The organism is Pseudomonas sp. B16120 (genome assembly GCF_044218845.1).
Lineage (GTDB): Bacteria > Pseudomonadota > Gammaproteobacteria > Pseudomonadales > Pseudomonadaceae > Aquipseudomonas > Aquipseudomonas paracarnis.
Genome location: NZ_CP162588.1, coordinates 5,622,878 through 5,638,018, shown reverse-complemented (window position 1 = coordinate 5,638,018; position 15,141 = coordinate 5,622,878). Strand labels below are relative to the sequence as shown.

Here is a 15,141-nt window from a genome sequence, read left to right as displayed (position 1 = left end):
TAAAACAGGCTAACGGCCATCACTTTTTGCGCAACTGATTGATTTAACAACTATCCGCTCAATCACAGCGTTGGCCTGATCCATGCAACCTCATTGCTACACAAAGGTTGATGGAAAAGGGGACCGCATGACCCCCATAAGTCGCAAGAAGTTGGTGGTCGCCCACTCCATGCGAGAGGGGGCGCCCCTGCATGAAATCGAAACCAACCGCGCCCTCGCACGCTGGCTGGCGCAGATCCTGGGGCTCAAGTTCGGTGGCAGTTACGACCCGGCCCTGCATGCGGGGCGGGAATTGTATCTGCTGCCCACGCAAACCCTGGTCGGGCCAGCCCAAGCGCGCCAGCTCAATATCAAGGGGCCACAAGATCTGTGGGGCGGCTATGTCGATCACGCTTTTATCTGCACCAAGGCCATCACGCATGGCCTGTTGAGTCCCGACGCCAAGGCGCCCGAAGGCTGGTCGCCGACATTCTGCGAGCGCGTGCGTGACGTGGTGTTGGACGGGGTGAGTGTGTTCGCCCTTAAGGACGCGCGGCCTGCCGCGACCCGCTTGCTCTACAGTGGCCCGATTCGTCTGAAACCCGTGAACGCCTGTGCAGGGCGCGGGCAGGAAGTTATCCACAGCCTAGATGAGTTCGACGCGATAGTGGCGCGCCCGGAAGCGGCCCGAATGTTCAATGAGGGCGTGGTGCTGGAACAAGACCTGCACGCGGTGGTCACCCACAGTGTGGGCCAGAGTTTTATTGGCGATCACCTCATTAGCTACTGCGGCGAGCAGCACCTGACCCAAGACGGGCAGGGGGAAGAGGTCTACGGCGGTTCCGATCTGCTGGTCGTCCCCGGTGATTATGCTGCCCTGCTCAAACTGGATCTGCGTGAAGACGTGCGTGAGGCCATCGAACAGGCGCTGGTTTTCGACCGTGCTGCGGACGAAGCCTACCCAAGCTTCTTCGCCTCGCGCCGCAACTACGACATCGCCCAAGGCCTGGACAGCACAGGCCAGCGCCGCAGTGGTGTGCTCGAACAATCCTGGCGCATGGGCGGGGCCAGCAGCGCGGAAGTCGCGGCGTTGCAGAGTTTTATAAACAATCCGGGCCTTAAGGCCATCCGTGTGTCCTCGGTAGAAACCTATGTAGACCAGGCGCTGCCGGCGGATGCCATCGAGGTATACCGAGGCCCGGCCGAAAACAGCGACTTTCTACTCAAGTATGTGACGGTCAAGACTTATGACGGCTAGAAGCGAGAGCATCACCATCGATATAGACGACGAACAGATGAGCGGGACATTCCTCAGTCCCAAGTCCAAAGTGCCCGGCGTGTTGTTCGTGCACGGCTGGGGCGGCAGCCAGGAGCGCGACCTGGAGCGGGCCAAAGGTATCGCAGGCCTTGGATGTGTATGCCTGACCTTCGACCTGCGTGGCCATGCTGGCACCGGCATCCCTTTGTCGCGCGTCACCCGCGAAGACAACCTGCGCGACCTGTTGGCCGCTTACGATCGCCTGCTGTCCCACCCGGCTATCGACACCTCGGCTGTGGCAGTGGTGGGCACCAGTTATGGCGGGTACCTCGCGGCGATCCTCACCTCATTGCGCCCGGTACGTTGGCTGGCGCTGCGAGTGCCGGCGCTGTACCGCGATCAGGAATGGCTCAAGCCCAAGCGCGACTTGGATAAAGCCGACCTGATGGATTACCGCGGCACCCTCGTGCACGCCGAAACCAACCGTGCCCTGCATGCCTGCGCGCAATTTACCGGCGATGTGCTGATTGTCGAATCGGAAACCGACGACCATGTGCCTCACGCCACCATCATGAGTTACCGCGCGGCGTGCCAGCAAACCCACTCCCTGACCCACCGCATCATCGACGGCGCCGACCATTCCTTGAGCGACCCGGTGTCGCAACAGGCCTACACCTCGATCCTGGTGGACTGGATTACCGAGATGGTGGTGGGGGAGCGGTTGAGCATCATTCAGGCTCGATAGTCGTTGCCCTTGTGATCGCTTTCGCGGGCAAGCCCGGCTCCCCACCTGGGAATGCATTCCCCTGTGGGAGCCGGGCTTGCCCGCGAAAGCGATTCCACCGTCACCACCGTCTCATCAGGCAGTTTTCTTAACCCGCAACGCCTTGGCCTTGGCCTCCACCCCCAAATACATCACCAGTGCAATCAACAACGGGCAGATAAAATAAATCGCCCGGTACGCGATCAGCCCGGCCAGCAAACTCCCCCGCGACGCCTCATGCTGCAACAGCGCAATGAACACCGCCTCCAAAACCCCCAAGCCGGCGGGAATATGGGTGACCACCCCGGCAATTGCGCTGATCAACAGCACCCCCAGCACCAGTGGGTAATCCAGTTTGGCGGGCAACAAGGCAAATATCACCGCCGCCATCAACGACCAGTTCAACGCACCCAGGGCCAGTTGCAAACAGGCCATGCGCAGCGACGGCAAGTTGATCTCGATACCGCGGATCGACCACGCGCGCTTTTTCGAAAACCGGCACGCCGCCAGGTAGCCCAGGCTCGCGAGCACCAATAACCCCCCGACCCCTTGCAGGGCGCCGCTGCTGAGCTTCCAGCCCGGCGGCAGGGTCACCAACCCGCTGCTGAACACCACCCCGGCCAACGCCATATAGCCGAACCAATTGGTGGCTAGGCTCAGGCCGAGGATCTTGGCGATATTGCTGGTGCTCACGCCCAGGCGTGAATACAGCCGATACCGCATGGCGATGCCGCCGACCCAGGCACTGAGGTTGAGGTTGAACGCGTAGCTGATGAAACCCACCGGCAATATCTGCTTCCAACGCAACGGCTGGCGAATGTAGGTGCGGCCGATCAAGTCGAAGCAGGCATAGACGATAAAACTGCACAGCGTCAGCGCGCCGGCGATGAACAATGTGCGCAGCTTGAACTCGCTCAGGGTCTGGAACACTTCGCTCCAGTCGATGCGCCGGGCCAGCAGGGTAAACAACACGATCAGCAGCACGAAGAACGCGATCGTCAGCGGTTTCTTCCAGCGCTTGAACCCAGAGGCTTGCGCTTGGGGGCGGGCTTCAGACGTCATGGGGCGTGGCCTCAAAAGGTTTCAAGCGCGGTTTGTGGGCCGGTAACCAACTGGCCAGTACCGGGAAATGGCGCATCACATGAAACACCAGGAAACCCACGGTCAAGCGCCAGGGCCACAGGCGCGGCTTGCGCTTTTCCGGCATGGTCTGGCAATGATTTCGGGCGAGGGCTTCCAGGCGTTCGTAGAGCTGCTGATTGAAAGCCCGGTCGCGAATCAGCACATTGGCTTCCAGGTTCAATGCCAGGCTCAGTGGGTCCAGGTTGCTGGAGCCGACGGTGCTCCATTCGTCATCCACCAACGCCACCTTGCCGTGCAGCGGGCGTTGGCAGTATTCGTGGATCACCACGCCATCCTTGAGCAAGTAGTCATAGAGCATGCGCGCGGCCAGTTTCGCCAACAGCACGTCGGGCTGGCCCTGCATGATCAACTGCACCTGCACGCCACGGCGCGCCGCGTTGCGGATCTCGCGAAGCAGGCGATAGCCGGGGAAGAAATACGCGTTGGCGATCACCACGCGCCGCCGAGCCTGGCTCAAGGCGTGGATATACGCGTCTTCGATATCGTCACGATGCTGAATGTTATCGCGATAAATCAGGCGCACCAGGCCGTCGCCTGGCTCGCTCGTCCAGGGCGAAGGCCGTTGCTGGCGCCGTCGCCAACCGCGACGGCTGCGCACTTGGCGGCCACTTTGGGCGAGGGCGAAATGGTGCAGGTCGGCCACAGCCGGGCCGATCACCTGTACTGAGTAATCCTGCTTGGCTTCGGGGCCGAAATCCGCCAAGTGGTCAGCAGAAAAATTGATCCCGCCGATAAACGCCACGCGGGCATCCACCACGACAATCTTGCGGTGCAGGCGGCGAAACCAGTTAGTGCGTATGCCGAAGGTCTTGGGCGCCGGGTCGAACATCTGCACCATCACCCCGGCTTCGGCCAACTCCCGCAGGAAGCCCGGGCTCAGCTCGCCGCAACCAAAACCGTCGAGGCTGACCACCACCTTCACCCCGCGCTTGGCCGCCTCGATGAGGATGCTGTGCAGCTCAAAGCCGACCTTGTCTTCAAAGAGGATAAAGGTCTCCAGCAGGATCTCGCGCTCTGCCGCCCGCAAAGCCTCGAACACAGCGGGAAAGTACGCCTCGCCGTTCTCCAGCAACGCCACCTGGTTGCCGCTCTGCCAGCCGTAATCCAGATCCCGCGCTTTGCTGTCATCTGGCGGTTGGTCTGTGGCGATATGGTCTACCGCGACGTTCATAGCTCAACCTCCACCGACAGCGGCACATGGTCTGAGAGATGGGACCAAGGGCGAGTGGTGAGTACGCGCGGGTTGTGCACCGTCAAGTTACGCACATAAATGCGGTCCAGCGGCAGTAGTGGCAGGCGTGCCGGGAAGGTGCGCGCCGGTTTGCCAAGGGTGTGCATGAACACTTCCTGCAAACCGCTTTCGCTCAGGTCGGCTTTTTGCCGCCAGTCGTTGAAATCGCCAGCGACCACCAACGGCGCATCGGCCGGAATCTCGCTGATACGTTGTTCCAGCAACCGCAATTGTTGTTGGCGATGCACCTCGCGCAAGCCCAGGTGGATGCAGATCGCGTGCACCTGCTGGCCGCTGCCCGGCAGGCGCAACACGCAATGCAGCAGGCCGCGGTTTTCATGGCCGCTTTGCGAAATGTCGAGGTTGTCGTAGCGGATGATCTGGAATTTCGACAGCAGTGCATTGCCATGGTCGCCATGGGGGTACACCGCATTGCGCCCATAGGCAAACTGCGGCCAGATGCTGTCGGCCAGGAACTCATACTGCGGCATTTTTGGCCAGTCGCTGTAGCGCTGGGGATGGCGTTCGTGAGTGCCATGGATCTCCTGCAAGAACACCATGTCGGCGCCCACGCTGCGCACCGCTTCACGCAGTTCGGGCAAGATGAAGCGGCGATTCAGTGCGGTGAAACCCTTGTGGATATTGACCGTCAGCACCGTGAAACGGGTGATGGCGGTGGTCGGCGGGGTGGGGATCAGCTCTGGATGCGTCATGGCAATACTCCTGGTTCCGGCAGTCGGCCAGGCTCGGTGAGCAGGTGTTCGTCCAGTCCGAAGCGTTGCAGCAATTGGCGTGCATCGAAGGGGGCGCGAACTTTGATGTCGTTGTCGAAAAAACAGAACACATCGCGCTGTTTACGCCTGCGGGGTGTGTGGTGCGGGTCGACCAGGTGTGCATCGGCAGGCTGCTTGCCCTGGGCCCAGCGTTCGATGCGGTCACCCCAGCGCTGGAGCGCTTCGGCGCTATAACCACTGGCGTATAACTGCTTGTCGCCGTGCAAGCGCAGGTACATGAAGTTGGCGGTCACGTCTTCCATGTACGGCCACTTGCCGGCGGTGTCCGCGACCACCAGCGCCACACCGTGCTTATCCAGCAGTTGGATGAACTCCGGCACGGCAAAACTCTTGTTGCGAATCTCCACGGCATGGCGCAAAGGTTTCTTGGCATAGGCCTTCATGCTCGCCTTGCCGTTCAGGCGTGGCTCATGCTGGCGGGCGAGGGCCGCCGCCTGTTGGGTATCGGTGGGTAATTGGGCCAGGAAGGTTTCGAACAGCGTGGCGTCAAATTTGAAGCTGGGCGGAAACTGCCAGAGGATGGGGCCGAGTTTTTCTTTGAGTTCCAGCACCCCGGAAGCGAAGAAATTCGCCATCGGCTTGTGCACGTCCCGCAGGCGCAGGATATGCGTGATGAAACGGGGCGCCTTGACACTGAACAGGAAACCTTCGGGCGTATCGGCATACCACTCGGCGTAGCGCTTGGGGGTTTGCAACGCATAGAACGAGCCGTTGATTTCGATGCTGTTGACGGCGCGTGACGCAAACTGCAACTCGCGTTTCTGGGTCAGCCCTTCGGGGTAAAAGTCCCCGCGCCAGGGCGTGTAGCGCCAGCCGGAAATGCCGATGTGAATCGCCGCCATGTGTGCTCCCGTGGATGGTGGGTGAGGTGACCTCCGTTATGGGATGACTGCGCTGTTTGGCTGAAAGTTTCCACATTCCTACAGGCGGTACAGGGGGTGAAATGTGGGAGGGGCATTGCAAACGCAGGGAACGATAAGGGCCCAAGCTCGTCAGTTCCTTACAGACCCTGCTGAAGGAGCTTGCTGTTTTGCTGAATCCAAAGACTGCATTACTGCTCGTCGCGCTGCTGCTCTGCGGCAATGGCGCCCTGCAAGCCGCGGCAACGGCGCCCGCTGCCGAAACGCCGGCCAAGCCGGAACTGCTGGTAGAAGGCGGGCTGCTCGGGGCCATCAGTTCAAGCATCGACGACGTGCAAGACAAGCTCGACCTCAACCAGAACCTCATTGACGCCTGGCGCCTGCGGGCTGACCGCGCAGCGGATGAAGTCGGGCGGCTGGTGGACCAGACCACCGCACGCTCGCCGTGGAGCGTGGCGGGCGACTTCCTGCTGTTGTCCGGCGTGTGGGTCGGTGCCTTTGCTGTGCTGACGATGCTGGGGCGCCTGGTTGTGAAACGCGCGAGCCGCCGCCCATTCCTCGCGCGGCGCCAACGGCTGCAAGGCTTGCTGGGCTATGTAGTGCCCTACACGATTCCAGCGCTGATCTGCCTGCCGCTGACCCTTTATGTCAGTCACTTTTTACCCACGTCTGTCGGCCGAGCCCTGGCACTGTGTTTTGCCTACGCCACCAGTAGTGGCATCTTTTCCACCTCGCTGTTGCTGTGCGTCATTGTCATGTTCAACGTCGGCCACAAGCGGCCTGCCGTGCGGATCATTCGTGACTATTGCCCCAAGCCTCTATTCCTGATCGGCTTTCTCGCGGCCCTCAGCGATGCGCTGACCAGCCCGCAAATCGCTCGTCAGTTGGGCGGCAATATCACCAGCAGCATCGCCGTGTTTACCGGCTTGTTTGCCGCGGTCATCTTTGGCGTGCTGGTGGTACGCCTGCGGCGGCCGGTGGCCCATTTGATCCGCAATCGGCCGTTGGCCCAGCGTCTCAAACATCCAGCATTGCAACAGTCGCTGCGGGTGTTTTCCGGGCTCTGGTACTGGCCGATTCTGTTGATGGTGCTGGTGTCGGCGGTCAACCTGATTGGCGCCGGTGACGACAACCAAGAGGCCCTGCGCTGCGCGTTGCTCACCACCTTGTTACTGATCGGCACGGTGTTTCTCAGCACCGTGCTGCAACACCTGTTCAAGTCCCGCAGCCAGGTATCGATCCAACGCAGCAGCGCCTACAAGGAACGCTTTCTGAGTTTGCTGCACGCGATTTTGCGTATCGTCATGGCCATCGCGTTTATCGAGATACTCGGGCGTATCTGGGGCGTTTCGCTGTTCGAATTCGCCCAGCGCAACTCGGTGGGCCGGGCCATCAGTGATTCCCTCAGCAGTATCGGCCTGATCCTGTTGGTGACATGGCTGTTCTGGGTGGTGCTCGACACCGCGATTCAGGAGGCCCTCAAACCACCGGTGAATAAACGCTCCAGTCGCCAGCCCAGCACCCGGGTCAAAACCATCCTGCCGCTGCTGCGCAATGCAGTGAAGATCATCCTGGTGGTGATCTGCGCGATTACCACCATGGCCAACCTGGGCATCAATGTCGCGCCTTTGCTGGCGGGCGCCGGGGTGGTGGGACTGGCGATCGGTTTCGGTTCCCAGCAATTGGTGCAGGACGTGATTACTGGCCTGTTCATCATTATCGAAGACACCCTGTCCATCGGCGATTGGGTGGTGCTCGACTCTGGTCACGCCGGCACCGTGGAGGGCCTGACCATCCGCACCCTGCGCCTGCGTGACGGCAAGGGGTTTGTGCATTCGGTGCCGTTCGGGCAGATCAAGGCGGTCACCAACCAGTCGCGTCAATTCGCCTATGCCTTCTTCTCAGTGCAGTTCACTTACGACACCGACGTGGACAGGGCCGTGGAGCTGATCCGCGAGGCCGGCCAGTCGATCCGCGACGACGTGTTCCTCAAGTACAACCTGCAAGGGCCGCTTGAAGTATTTGGCGTGGACAAGATGGACCTCAATGGCGTGGTGCTCACCGCGCAGTTCCGCACGGTTTCGGGTGGCCAATACGCAGTCAGCCGGGCGTTTAATCAGCGCTTGAAAAAGCTTGTGGATAACTGTGATGAGGTGCATTTTGCGCAAACTTATCCACAGCAGGTGTTGTTGCCTAAGCGTGTGGCGCAGGAGCATGAGCAGGATGCGGTGGTGTTGACGGAGCAGCCCAGGTCTCAATGATGAGGCCCTCAAGGTCAGCGCCTGATCAACTTCTCCTGCACCGCCTGCTGATCCACCTCCAACAAAACCTGCTGCTTGCCCCCTACCATCACCGCCGCCGGCACCCCATCACGGTACACAACCCGGTTACCGCTTACCGCTGGCACCTTGGCTCCCGGCAACAGCGTGCCGACAAGATTCAACGGATCCGCCCCACACACCGCGATTAAACTGCCATCATGGGGTCGTCGCCGCACCTCGCGCAGCAACGGTATCGCCTCCGGCAATGCAAACTGCTCTCCCGCCAACCCACTGACAAACCGCCCGCCACGGATCTCGCCTCGCGCCTCCAACCGATGGAAAGTGCGCAGCAACTCGCGCCAATTCGGTAACCAATCCGCCTCGCGCTCCAGCAGCCGCCAGAACACCACGCCATAGCGGCGCAGCAGGGTCATCGCCACATGCTCCAAGGTCTCGGCCGTATGCGCGCCGGCGGCGGTCGCCGAGCGGCGAACCAAGGCCCAACGCCCGGCGTCGTCCATACCGCCGACAAACGCCCCGCGCCCACGTCGACTGCTGCGCGCCTGGCGTTTGCTGGCGGGGGTGGTCAAGGCGCGCAGGCCGGCGAAGCTGTCAGCATTCACCAAGCCGGCGCCTACCAATTCCTGCAAGGCTGTCTCCAGCTCGCTGCGCAGCAAATGGGCCTCGTGTACCAGTTCATCGAAAAACAGCGCGCCATGTTCGCGCAGGGCCAGGTGGACCTTCTGCGTCTTGGGCGACAAGGTGGTGCTGTCGGTAGGCTCGGTCAGCCCGCTCCACAACGCTACCTGGCTACGGGGGAGCAAAACCACCGGGGTGCTGCGCAACGCCGTGGCGCCGGCCTTGTTGCTCAGGCGCGTCCAGACCAGCTTGCCGCTGCGGCACAGGTCATCGAGCCAGGTCGATGAGTAATCCTTGATGCGGGCGCTGAGCAGGTCTGTGTCCCAGGCTGACGTGGCGGCGGCATAGCCTTCGAACTGGCCGACGATTTGCGGCAACACGGCGCTGCCCTGGCCGCGTGTGCTGTCGGACAGGTGCTGCCAATCGAACAGAAAGCGCATGAAATCCTGCAATGCCACCGGCTCGATTTCCCGGCGCAGGCGCTTGACCGTGTAGCGATGAATGCGCGCCAGCAAATGACGTTCGCACCATTGTTCTTCACCCACGCCGGGGCTGAAGTGACCGCGCAGCACGTAGCCTTCTTGTTCCAGGCGTGCCAGGGCCTGGGTAAGCGCCACCACCGGTAATGCCAGGGGCGCTGCGATCTCGACCAGGGTCAGTGGGCCAAAACCACTGAGGCGCGCACGTAGCACTTCCACCAGCGCTTCATCAAAGGACCAGGGCTCATCGAACCCCGGCAGCAACGGCAGATCGTTGGGATACAGCGCCTGCAAACAGTTCAAGCGCTCTACGGCGCTCCACATTCCGTTGGGCAACTGATAGGCCCGCCCGGCCTTGCGCAAGGCCTGCAACCATTGGGCCCATTGCGGCGTAACTTCGCCCGCTGCGATGCACGCCAGGCTCATCAACGCTTCATGCATTTCATCCAGGCCATTGGGCGCCGGCCAGGCTTCTTCGCGTGCACCGGCGATGGCGTCGGCATCCAGGGCGCCCAAGTCGTCGGTGCTCTGCGGGTCGCTCCAGCGGCGGTTGAGCACGGCCTGGGTGCGGCGCTCTTCCAGGGGGGCGTCGTCGAGGAAGGTATAGGGTTTAGCGCTGAGGATTTCTGCGGCCATGGGCGAGGGCGCGGGCAGGTCGCGGCTAATCAACCGCACGTCGCCGCGTTCCATGCGCCGCAGCAGCGCCAGCCAGGCGTCGCTGTCCATGGCCTCGTGCAGGCAGTCGTCGAGGGTTTGCTCCACCAGCGGGTGGTGGGGGATTTCGCGTTCGCCGGCGAGGTTTTCCAGGCAGGCGAGTTGGTCGGGAAATACGCTGGCGATCAGGTCTTCGCTCTTCATACGCTGGATCTGCGGCGCCACCTTGCGCCCGCCGGTATAACGCGGCAGCGCCAGGGCCACGCCGGCATTCCAGCGCCAGCGCACACCGAACAGTGGCGCATCCAGCACGGCCTGGATCAAAATGTGCTCGGCACTGTTGCTGTTGAGGTAACGCCACACCTCATCCAGCGCGAAGCTGTGGCTGGTGGACAACGACAGCACGATGGCATTTTCACTGGCCGCCGCTTGCAGCTCGAAATTGAAGGTACGGCAAAAGCGCTTGCGCAAGGCCAGGCCCCAGGCGCGGTTGATGCGGCTGCCAAACGGCGTGTGGATGATCAGTTGGGTGCCGCCGGACGCATCGAAAAACCGTTCCATGATCAATGTGTCCTGGGACGGCAAGGCGCTCAGGGCCTGGCGCGACCGGGCGAGGTAATCCAACAGTTGGTCGGCGCTGGCGACATTGAGACCCAGGGTGCCGGTAAGCCAGTCGAGGGCCGGTTGCAGGTCGCCGGGCGTGGCGCCGAGCAAGCTGTCCAATTGCCCTTGCAAGCGGGCCACGGCCACCGATAACTCGTTGCTGCGCCCGGGCGCTTCACCCAACCAGAACGGAATGGTCGGGGGTTGGCCCTGGGCATCTTCGACCCGCACCTTGCCGGCTTCGACCCGTAGGATGCGATAGGAGGTATTGCCGAGCTGGAAGATATCCCCGGCGATGCTCTCCACCGCAAAGTCTTCGTTGACGCTGCCGATATTCAGGCTTTGCGGCTCCAGCAACACGCTGTAGTCGGCATTGTCGGGGATCGTGCCGCCGCTGGTTACCGCCGTGAGCCTGGCGCCACGGCGGCCGCGCAGGGTGTGGGCCACGGCGTCGCGGTGCAGGTAGGCGCTGCGCATGCCCTGGCGGCCGTTGTAGCCCTCGCTGAGCATCTGCAAAAGGGCCTGGTAGTGGCGTTCATCCAGTTCGGCGTAAGGCGCGGCGCGGTGGATAAGCGCCAGCAGCGCTTGTTCCGGCCATTCCTGGGCGCTGACCTCGGCGATGATCTGCTGGGCGAGTACATCGAGCGGTGCCACCGGAATATGCAAGGTATCCAGCTCGCCACGGCGCACGCAGTCGAGCAGCGCGGCGCACTCGATCAGGTCGTCGCGGGTGGTGGCAAACAGGCGCCCCTTGGGCATGCCGCCGACCTGATGCCCGGAACGGCCGACCCGTTGCAGGAAGCCGTTGATGGAACCGGGTGAGCCAATCTGGCACACCAGGTCCACTTCGCCGATATCAATCCCCAGCTCCAGGGACGCCGTGGCGATCAACACTTGCAGTTCGCCGGCCTTGAGGCGCTGTTCGGCGTCCAGGCGCATCTCCTTGGCCAGACTGCCGTGGTGAGCGGCCACGGCGGTCTTGCCCAGGCGCTCGCTCAAGTGCCGGGCCAGGCGTTCGGCCAGGCGCCGGGTGTTGACGAATACCAGGGTGGTGCGGTGTTCACGGGCCAATTGCGCGAGGCGATCGTAGACCAACTCCCACACGTCGTTGGCCATCACCGCCGAGAGCGGCACCGGCGGCACTTCGATCGCCAGGTCACGGGGGCGGGCGTGGCCGATATCCACAATGGCGCAATCACGTTCGGTGCCGACTAAAAAGCGCGCGACGGCTTCGATGGGTTTTTGCGTGGCCGACAAGCCGATACGGGTCAATGGCTCGGCACACAGCCCTTGCAGGCGCTCCAGGCTCAAGGCCAAGTGGCTGCCGCGCTTGCTAGCGGCGATGGCGTGGATCTCATCGACGATCACCGTACGTGTGCTGGCGAGCATGTGCCGGCCGGAATCCGAGCCGAGCAGCACGTAGAGCGATTCAGGAGTGGTTACCAGGATATGCGGTGCGCGTTTGCGCATCTGGGCGCGGTCTTTTTGCGGGGTGTCGCCGGTGCGCACAGCGGTGCGGATTACCAGCGGCGGCAGCCCCCGCTTCTCTAGATGTTCGGTAATGCCGGCCAGCGGATTTTGCAGGTTGATCTGGATATCGTTGGATAGCGCCTTGAGCGGCGACACATACACCACCAGGGTTTGGTCCGGCAGTTCGCCGCCGTTGGCCAGGCCTTGGTGCACCAGGTCGTCTAGCACTGCCAGGAAGGCCGTCAGCGTCTTGCCGGAGCCGGTGGGCGCGGCGATCAGCGTCGAGCGGCGCTGGCGGATCAACGGCCACGCCTGGGCCTGGGCGTTGGTCACCGAAGGAAAGGTACCACGGAACCAAGTGCTGACGGCGGGGTGAAAGCCGTGCAAACCCTTGTCCGTTGATTCGGGAAGGTTCATTCACCCTATATGCAACCGGCGGGGCCAAGTTGCAACCCCGCACTTTATCCGTGACGGTTGCGCTACAAACCCGCAAAATGCAACGATTCTGGCAACTACCTACGGCAAGGCGCACATGCCTGTCGTTAATAACCATCGTTCCAAACAGACCGGGCCTGCTCAATCTATGCGAATGCGCCTTATGTTACTGGGCGGCGGGAATGCCCTCGGGCAGGCGCTGATTCGCCTCGGTGCGGAGGAAGACATCGGTTTCCTCGCCCCCAAACCGCCCCAAGACGGCTGGGATGCCGCAAGCCTCACCCAATTGCTCGACGACACCCGTCCCGATGCGTTGATCAACCTCGCCTACTATTTCGACTGGTTCCAGGCCGAAGCCGTAAGCGAAACCCGCCTGGCCGGCCAGGAATTCGCCATCGAGCGCCTGGCCGAACTGTGCCAGCACCACAGCATCACCCTGCTGCAACCGTCCAGCTATCGTGTGTTCGATGGCTCCCGCGCCACCGCCTACAGCGAGAAAGACGAGCCGGTGCCCCTGGGCCTGCGCGGCCAGGCGTTGTGGCGTATCGAACAAAGCGTGCGCGCTACGTGCCCGCAGCATGTGCTGCTGCGGTTTGGCTGGCTGCTCGATGACAGCGCCGACGGCACCCTCGGGCGTTTCCTGGCCCGGGCCGAGAAACCCGATGAGTTACTGATGGCGGACGACCGGCGCGGCAATCCGACGCCGGTGGACGATGCGGCGCGGGTGATCATCTCGGTGCTCAAGCAACTCGATTGCGCTGCGCCGCTGTGGGGCACCTACCACTACGCCGGCCACGAGGCGACTACCCCGTTGGCGCTGGGGCAGGCGATTCTGACTGAAGCGCGCAACTTCCATCCGTTGGCCATCGAGTCCCCCACCGCCCAGGCCCACGCGGCGCGGCCGGACGCGGCAGAAGAACCGCAGCATGCGGTGTTGGCCTGCAAGAAAATCCTGCATACCTTCGGCATCAAGCCCAGGGCATGGCGGGCAGGCTTGCCGGCGCTTCTGGATCGCTTCTACCGCCATAGCTGACACCCCAAAACCAAAAGTGGGAGGGGACTTATGTGGGAGCTGGCTTGCCTGCGATAGCATCACCTGGGTATCACTGATACACCGTGGTGTCTGCATCGCGGGCAAGCCCGGCTCCCACATAAGCCCCCTCCCACTTGGGTTATGCGGTGTGGCGTAAACGGGACTTAGAACTTGTAGCCGATACCCACCATGTAAACCATCGGGTCTACATCCACATTGACCTTGGCCCGAGTGCCCTGGCCCAGCGCGTTGTTATCCACAGTCGCCTTGGTGCTGATGTCGATGTAGCGCGCCTGGGCGTTGATCATCCACTTGTCGTTGATCATGTAGTCGGCGCCGATCTGTGCAGCCCAGCCCCAGGAGTTCTCGGCCTTGAAGTTGCTGAAGCCGGCCTGTTCGGCGCGGCTGCCCACGTGCTCGTCGTAGATCCAGGTGTAGTTGATACCGGCGCCCACATACGGCTGGAACGCGGACTTGTGGTCCAGCGGGTAGTACACGACGCTCAAGGTCGGCGGCAGGTGTTTCAGCGTGCCGAGCTTGCCGTTGGCGGCGCCGAGGGCGGTGTTCTTGATCTTCACGTCATGCTCGAACGGCGTGGCCGCAAGCAATTCGATGCCGACGTGGTCGGTGATCATGTAGGCGAAGTTCAAGCCCAATTGGGTGTCGCTGCTCATGGTCGCCTTGCCGCCCAGGTTGGTACCGGCCAATGGGCCCTGGTCAACCTTGACGCTGCTGCTGTCGGCCTTCGGGTTCACGGTAATTGCACCGGCGCGAACCAGAATATCGCCCGCCTGGTGAGCGTGAGCGACAGGGGCGACGAGGGCGAGCGCGAAGAGGGACGCGCCGAGCAGAGACTTGTTCATGGGAGCTCCAAAGGACGTTTAAAAGTTGTACGTCCAATGGTAAAGATCGTTCCGTTCGGTCTTTTGACTCAGCTCAATGAAAGGGTGATCAGTCACTTTCGGCACTGATCAAAACCTGTGGGAGCTTCAGTGTGTTGCTGGTGGGGGTTATTCCTCCAGCTCGTACATATAAATCTTCTGGGCATCCATCTGGTAACCGGCATCGGCCAATTCGCTGGACGATGGCTTGACCTGCATCGCGCCTTCGATCCAGTACGGCTGATACAGCTCATCGAGCTTCACCCCCACCTCGCTTTTCACATGCACGATCTGGTTCGACGGCGGTGGCGGCACATGGATACAGGCGCCGAAATACGGCACCAGCAGAAACTCCGTGGTGCGGCCTTCTTCGCTGACTTCCAGCGGCACGATATACCCCGGCAAGCGAATGTGCTGGCCGTCCAGGCTCTGCACTACCGGCGCGTTGGGCAGGTCCTGCTTGGCTGCGGGCGCGGCCTCGACGGACAAGGCATCGGCCATGTTCGACAGGTCGTGCAGCGGCTTCATATTGGGCACTTCCGGCGGCGCATCCGGCGGGATCATCTCCTGCCAGGACAAATCCTTGGGCTGTTCATCCGCCCACACCGGAACGGCCGTCAGCAGCAACAGGGCAAACAGGGCACGACGCATCGGAGCC

General features: G+C 62.1%; 11 protein-coding genes. 4 read left to right on the top strand and 7 right to left on the bottom strand.

Going from position 1 to position 15,141, the window contains the following annotated elements:
• Window positions 1-127 precede the first annotated feature (127 nt).
• Entirely contained in the window at window positions 128-1,237 is a 1,110-nt protein-coding gene (locus AB4P90_RS26345) for a DUF3182 family protein (protein WP_395605487.1), read from the top strand.
• Window positions 1,227-1,982 (top strand): S9 family peptidase, encoded by a 756-nt coding sequence (locus tag AB4P90_RS26340; protein ID WP_019818878.1) that lies wholly within the window; start codon window positions 1,227-1,229, stop codon window positions 1,980-1,982. Before AB4P90_RS26345 ends, AB4P90_RS26340 begins: the two co-directional genes overlap by 11 nt.
• Window positions 1,983-2,096: 114 nt before the next feature.
• On the opposite strand, the gene AB4P90_RS26335 is transcribed toward AB4P90_RS26340, so the two are convergent.
• Genes AB4P90_RS26335 through AB4P90_RS26320 form a run of 4 tightly spaced genes read right to left on the bottom strand, consistent with a single transcriptional unit; the run spans window position 2,097 to window position 6,010 of the window.
• Window positions 2,097-3,062: a lysylphosphatidylglycerol synthase domain-containing protein gene (locus AB4P90_RS26335; RefSeq protein ID WP_014720143.1), complete on the bottom strand. Its 966-nt coding sequence runs from the start codon at window positions 3,060-3,062 to the stop codon at window positions 2,097-2,099.
• Window positions 3,052-4,314, bottom strand: coding sequence for a cardiolipin synthase ClsB (gene clsB, locus AB4P90_RS26330; protein ID WP_395605486.1), 1,263 nt, complete (start codon window positions 4,312-4,314; stop codon window positions 3,052-3,054). Before clsB ends, AB4P90_RS26335 begins: the two co-directional genes overlap by 11 nt.
• On the bottom strand, window positions 4,311-5,087 hold the full coding sequence (locus AB4P90_RS26325) for an endonuclease/exonuclease/phosphatase family protein (RefSeq protein ID WP_014720141.1): 777 nt from the start codon (window positions 5,085-5,087) through the stop codon (window positions 4,311-4,313). Before AB4P90_RS26325 ends, clsB begins: the two co-directional genes overlap by 4 nt.
• Window positions 5,084-6,010, bottom strand: coding sequence for a DUF72 domain-containing protein (locus tag AB4P90_RS26320; protein WP_014720140.1), 927 nt, complete (start codon window positions 6,008-6,010; stop codon window positions 5,084-5,086). Before AB4P90_RS26320 ends, AB4P90_RS26325 begins: the two co-directional genes overlap by 4 nt.
• 188 nt (window positions 6,011-6,198) lie before the next feature.
• Between AB4P90_RS26320 and AB4P90_RS26315 the strand changes: the two genes are divergently transcribed.
• Window positions 6,199-8,289 (top strand): mechanosensitive ion channel family protein, encoded by a 2,091-nt coding sequence (locus tag AB4P90_RS26315; RefSeq protein ID WP_395605485.1) that lies wholly within the window; start codon window positions 6,199-6,201, stop codon window positions 8,287-8,289.
• Window positions 8,290-8,303: 14 nt separating this feature from the next.
• Here AB4P90_RS26315 and AB4P90_RS26310 read toward each other — a convergent pair whose 3' ends face one another.
• Complete coding sequence (locus tag AB4P90_RS26310) at window positions 8,304-12,551, bottom strand: DEAD/DEAH box helicase (RefSeq protein ID WP_395605484.1); 4,248 nt, start codon at window positions 12,549-12,551, stop codon at window positions 8,304-8,306.
• A 166-nt stretch (window positions 12,552-12,717) separates the two neighbouring features.
• On the opposite strand from AB4P90_RS26310, the gene AB4P90_RS26305 reads away from it, so the two are divergent.
• The gene (locus tag AB4P90_RS26305; protein ID WP_074059154.1) at window positions 12,718-13,602 is read left to right on the top strand and encodes a sugar nucleotide-binding protein; all 885 of its coding nucleotides are present in this window, start codon (window positions 12,718-12,720) and stop codon (window positions 13,600-13,602) included.
• 164 nt (window positions 13,603-13,766) lie between these two features.
• Here the strand turns inward: AB4P90_RS26305 and AB4P90_RS26300 are convergent, their stop codons facing one another.
• Both AB4P90_RS26300 and AB4P90_RS26295 read right to left on the bottom strand, forming a co-directional pair.
• The gene (locus AB4P90_RS26300) at window positions 13,767-14,465 is read right to left on the bottom strand and encodes an OmpW family protein (protein ID WP_014720136.1); all 699 of its coding nucleotides are present in this window, start codon (window positions 14,463-14,465) and stop codon (window positions 13,767-13,769) included.
• Between the two features lie 147 nt (window positions 14,466-14,612).
• Complete coding sequence (locus AB4P90_RS26295; protein WP_020302441.1) at window positions 14,613-15,134, bottom strand: DUF3299 domain-containing protein; 522 nt, start codon at window positions 15,132-15,134, stop codon at window positions 14,613-14,615.
• Window positions 15,135-15,141: the final 7 nt, after the last annotated feature.

Excerpts from the sequence above, each read along its gene's own strand:
- AB4P90_RS26345 (WP_395605487.1), top strand. The coding sequence starts at position 128 with ATGACCCCCATAAGTCGCAAGAAGTTGGTGGTCGCCCACTCCATGCGA.
- AB4P90_RS26340 (WP_019818878.1), top strand. The coding sequence starts at position 1,227 with ATGACGGCTAGAAGCGAGAGCATCACCATCGATATAGACGACGAACAG.
- AB4P90_RS26335 (WP_014720143.1), bottom strand. The coding sequence starts at position 3,062 with ATGACGTCTGAAGCCCGCCCCCAAGCGCAAGCCTCTGGGTTCAAGCGC.
- clsB (WP_395605486.1), bottom strand. The coding sequence starts at position 4,314 with ATGAACGTCGCGGTAGACCATATCGCCACAGACCAACCGCCAGATGAC.
- AB4P90_RS26325 (WP_014720141.1), bottom strand. The coding sequence starts at position 5,087 with ATGACGCATCCAGAGCTGATCCCCACCCCGCCGACCACCGCCATCACC.
- AB4P90_RS26320 (WP_014720140.1), bottom strand. The coding sequence starts at position 6,010 with ATGGCGGCGATTCACATCGGCATTTCCGGCTGGCGCTACACGCCCTGG.
- AB4P90_RS26310 (WP_395605484.1), bottom strand. The coding sequence starts at position 12,551 with ATGAACCTTCCCGAATCAACGGACAAGGGTTTGCACGGCTTTCACCCC.
- AB4P90_RS26305 (WP_074059154.1), top strand. The coding sequence starts at position 12,718 with ATGCGAATGCGCCTTATGTTACTGGGCGGCGGGAATGCCCTCGGGCAG.
- AB4P90_RS26300 (WP_014720136.1), bottom strand. The coding sequence starts at position 14,465 with ATGAACAAGTCTCTGCTCGGCGCGTCCCTCTTCGCGCTCGCCCTCGTC.
- AB4P90_RS26295 (WP_020302441.1), bottom strand. The coding sequence starts at position 15,134 with ATGCGTCGTGCCCTGTTTGCCCTGTTGCTGCTGACGGCCGTTCCGGTG.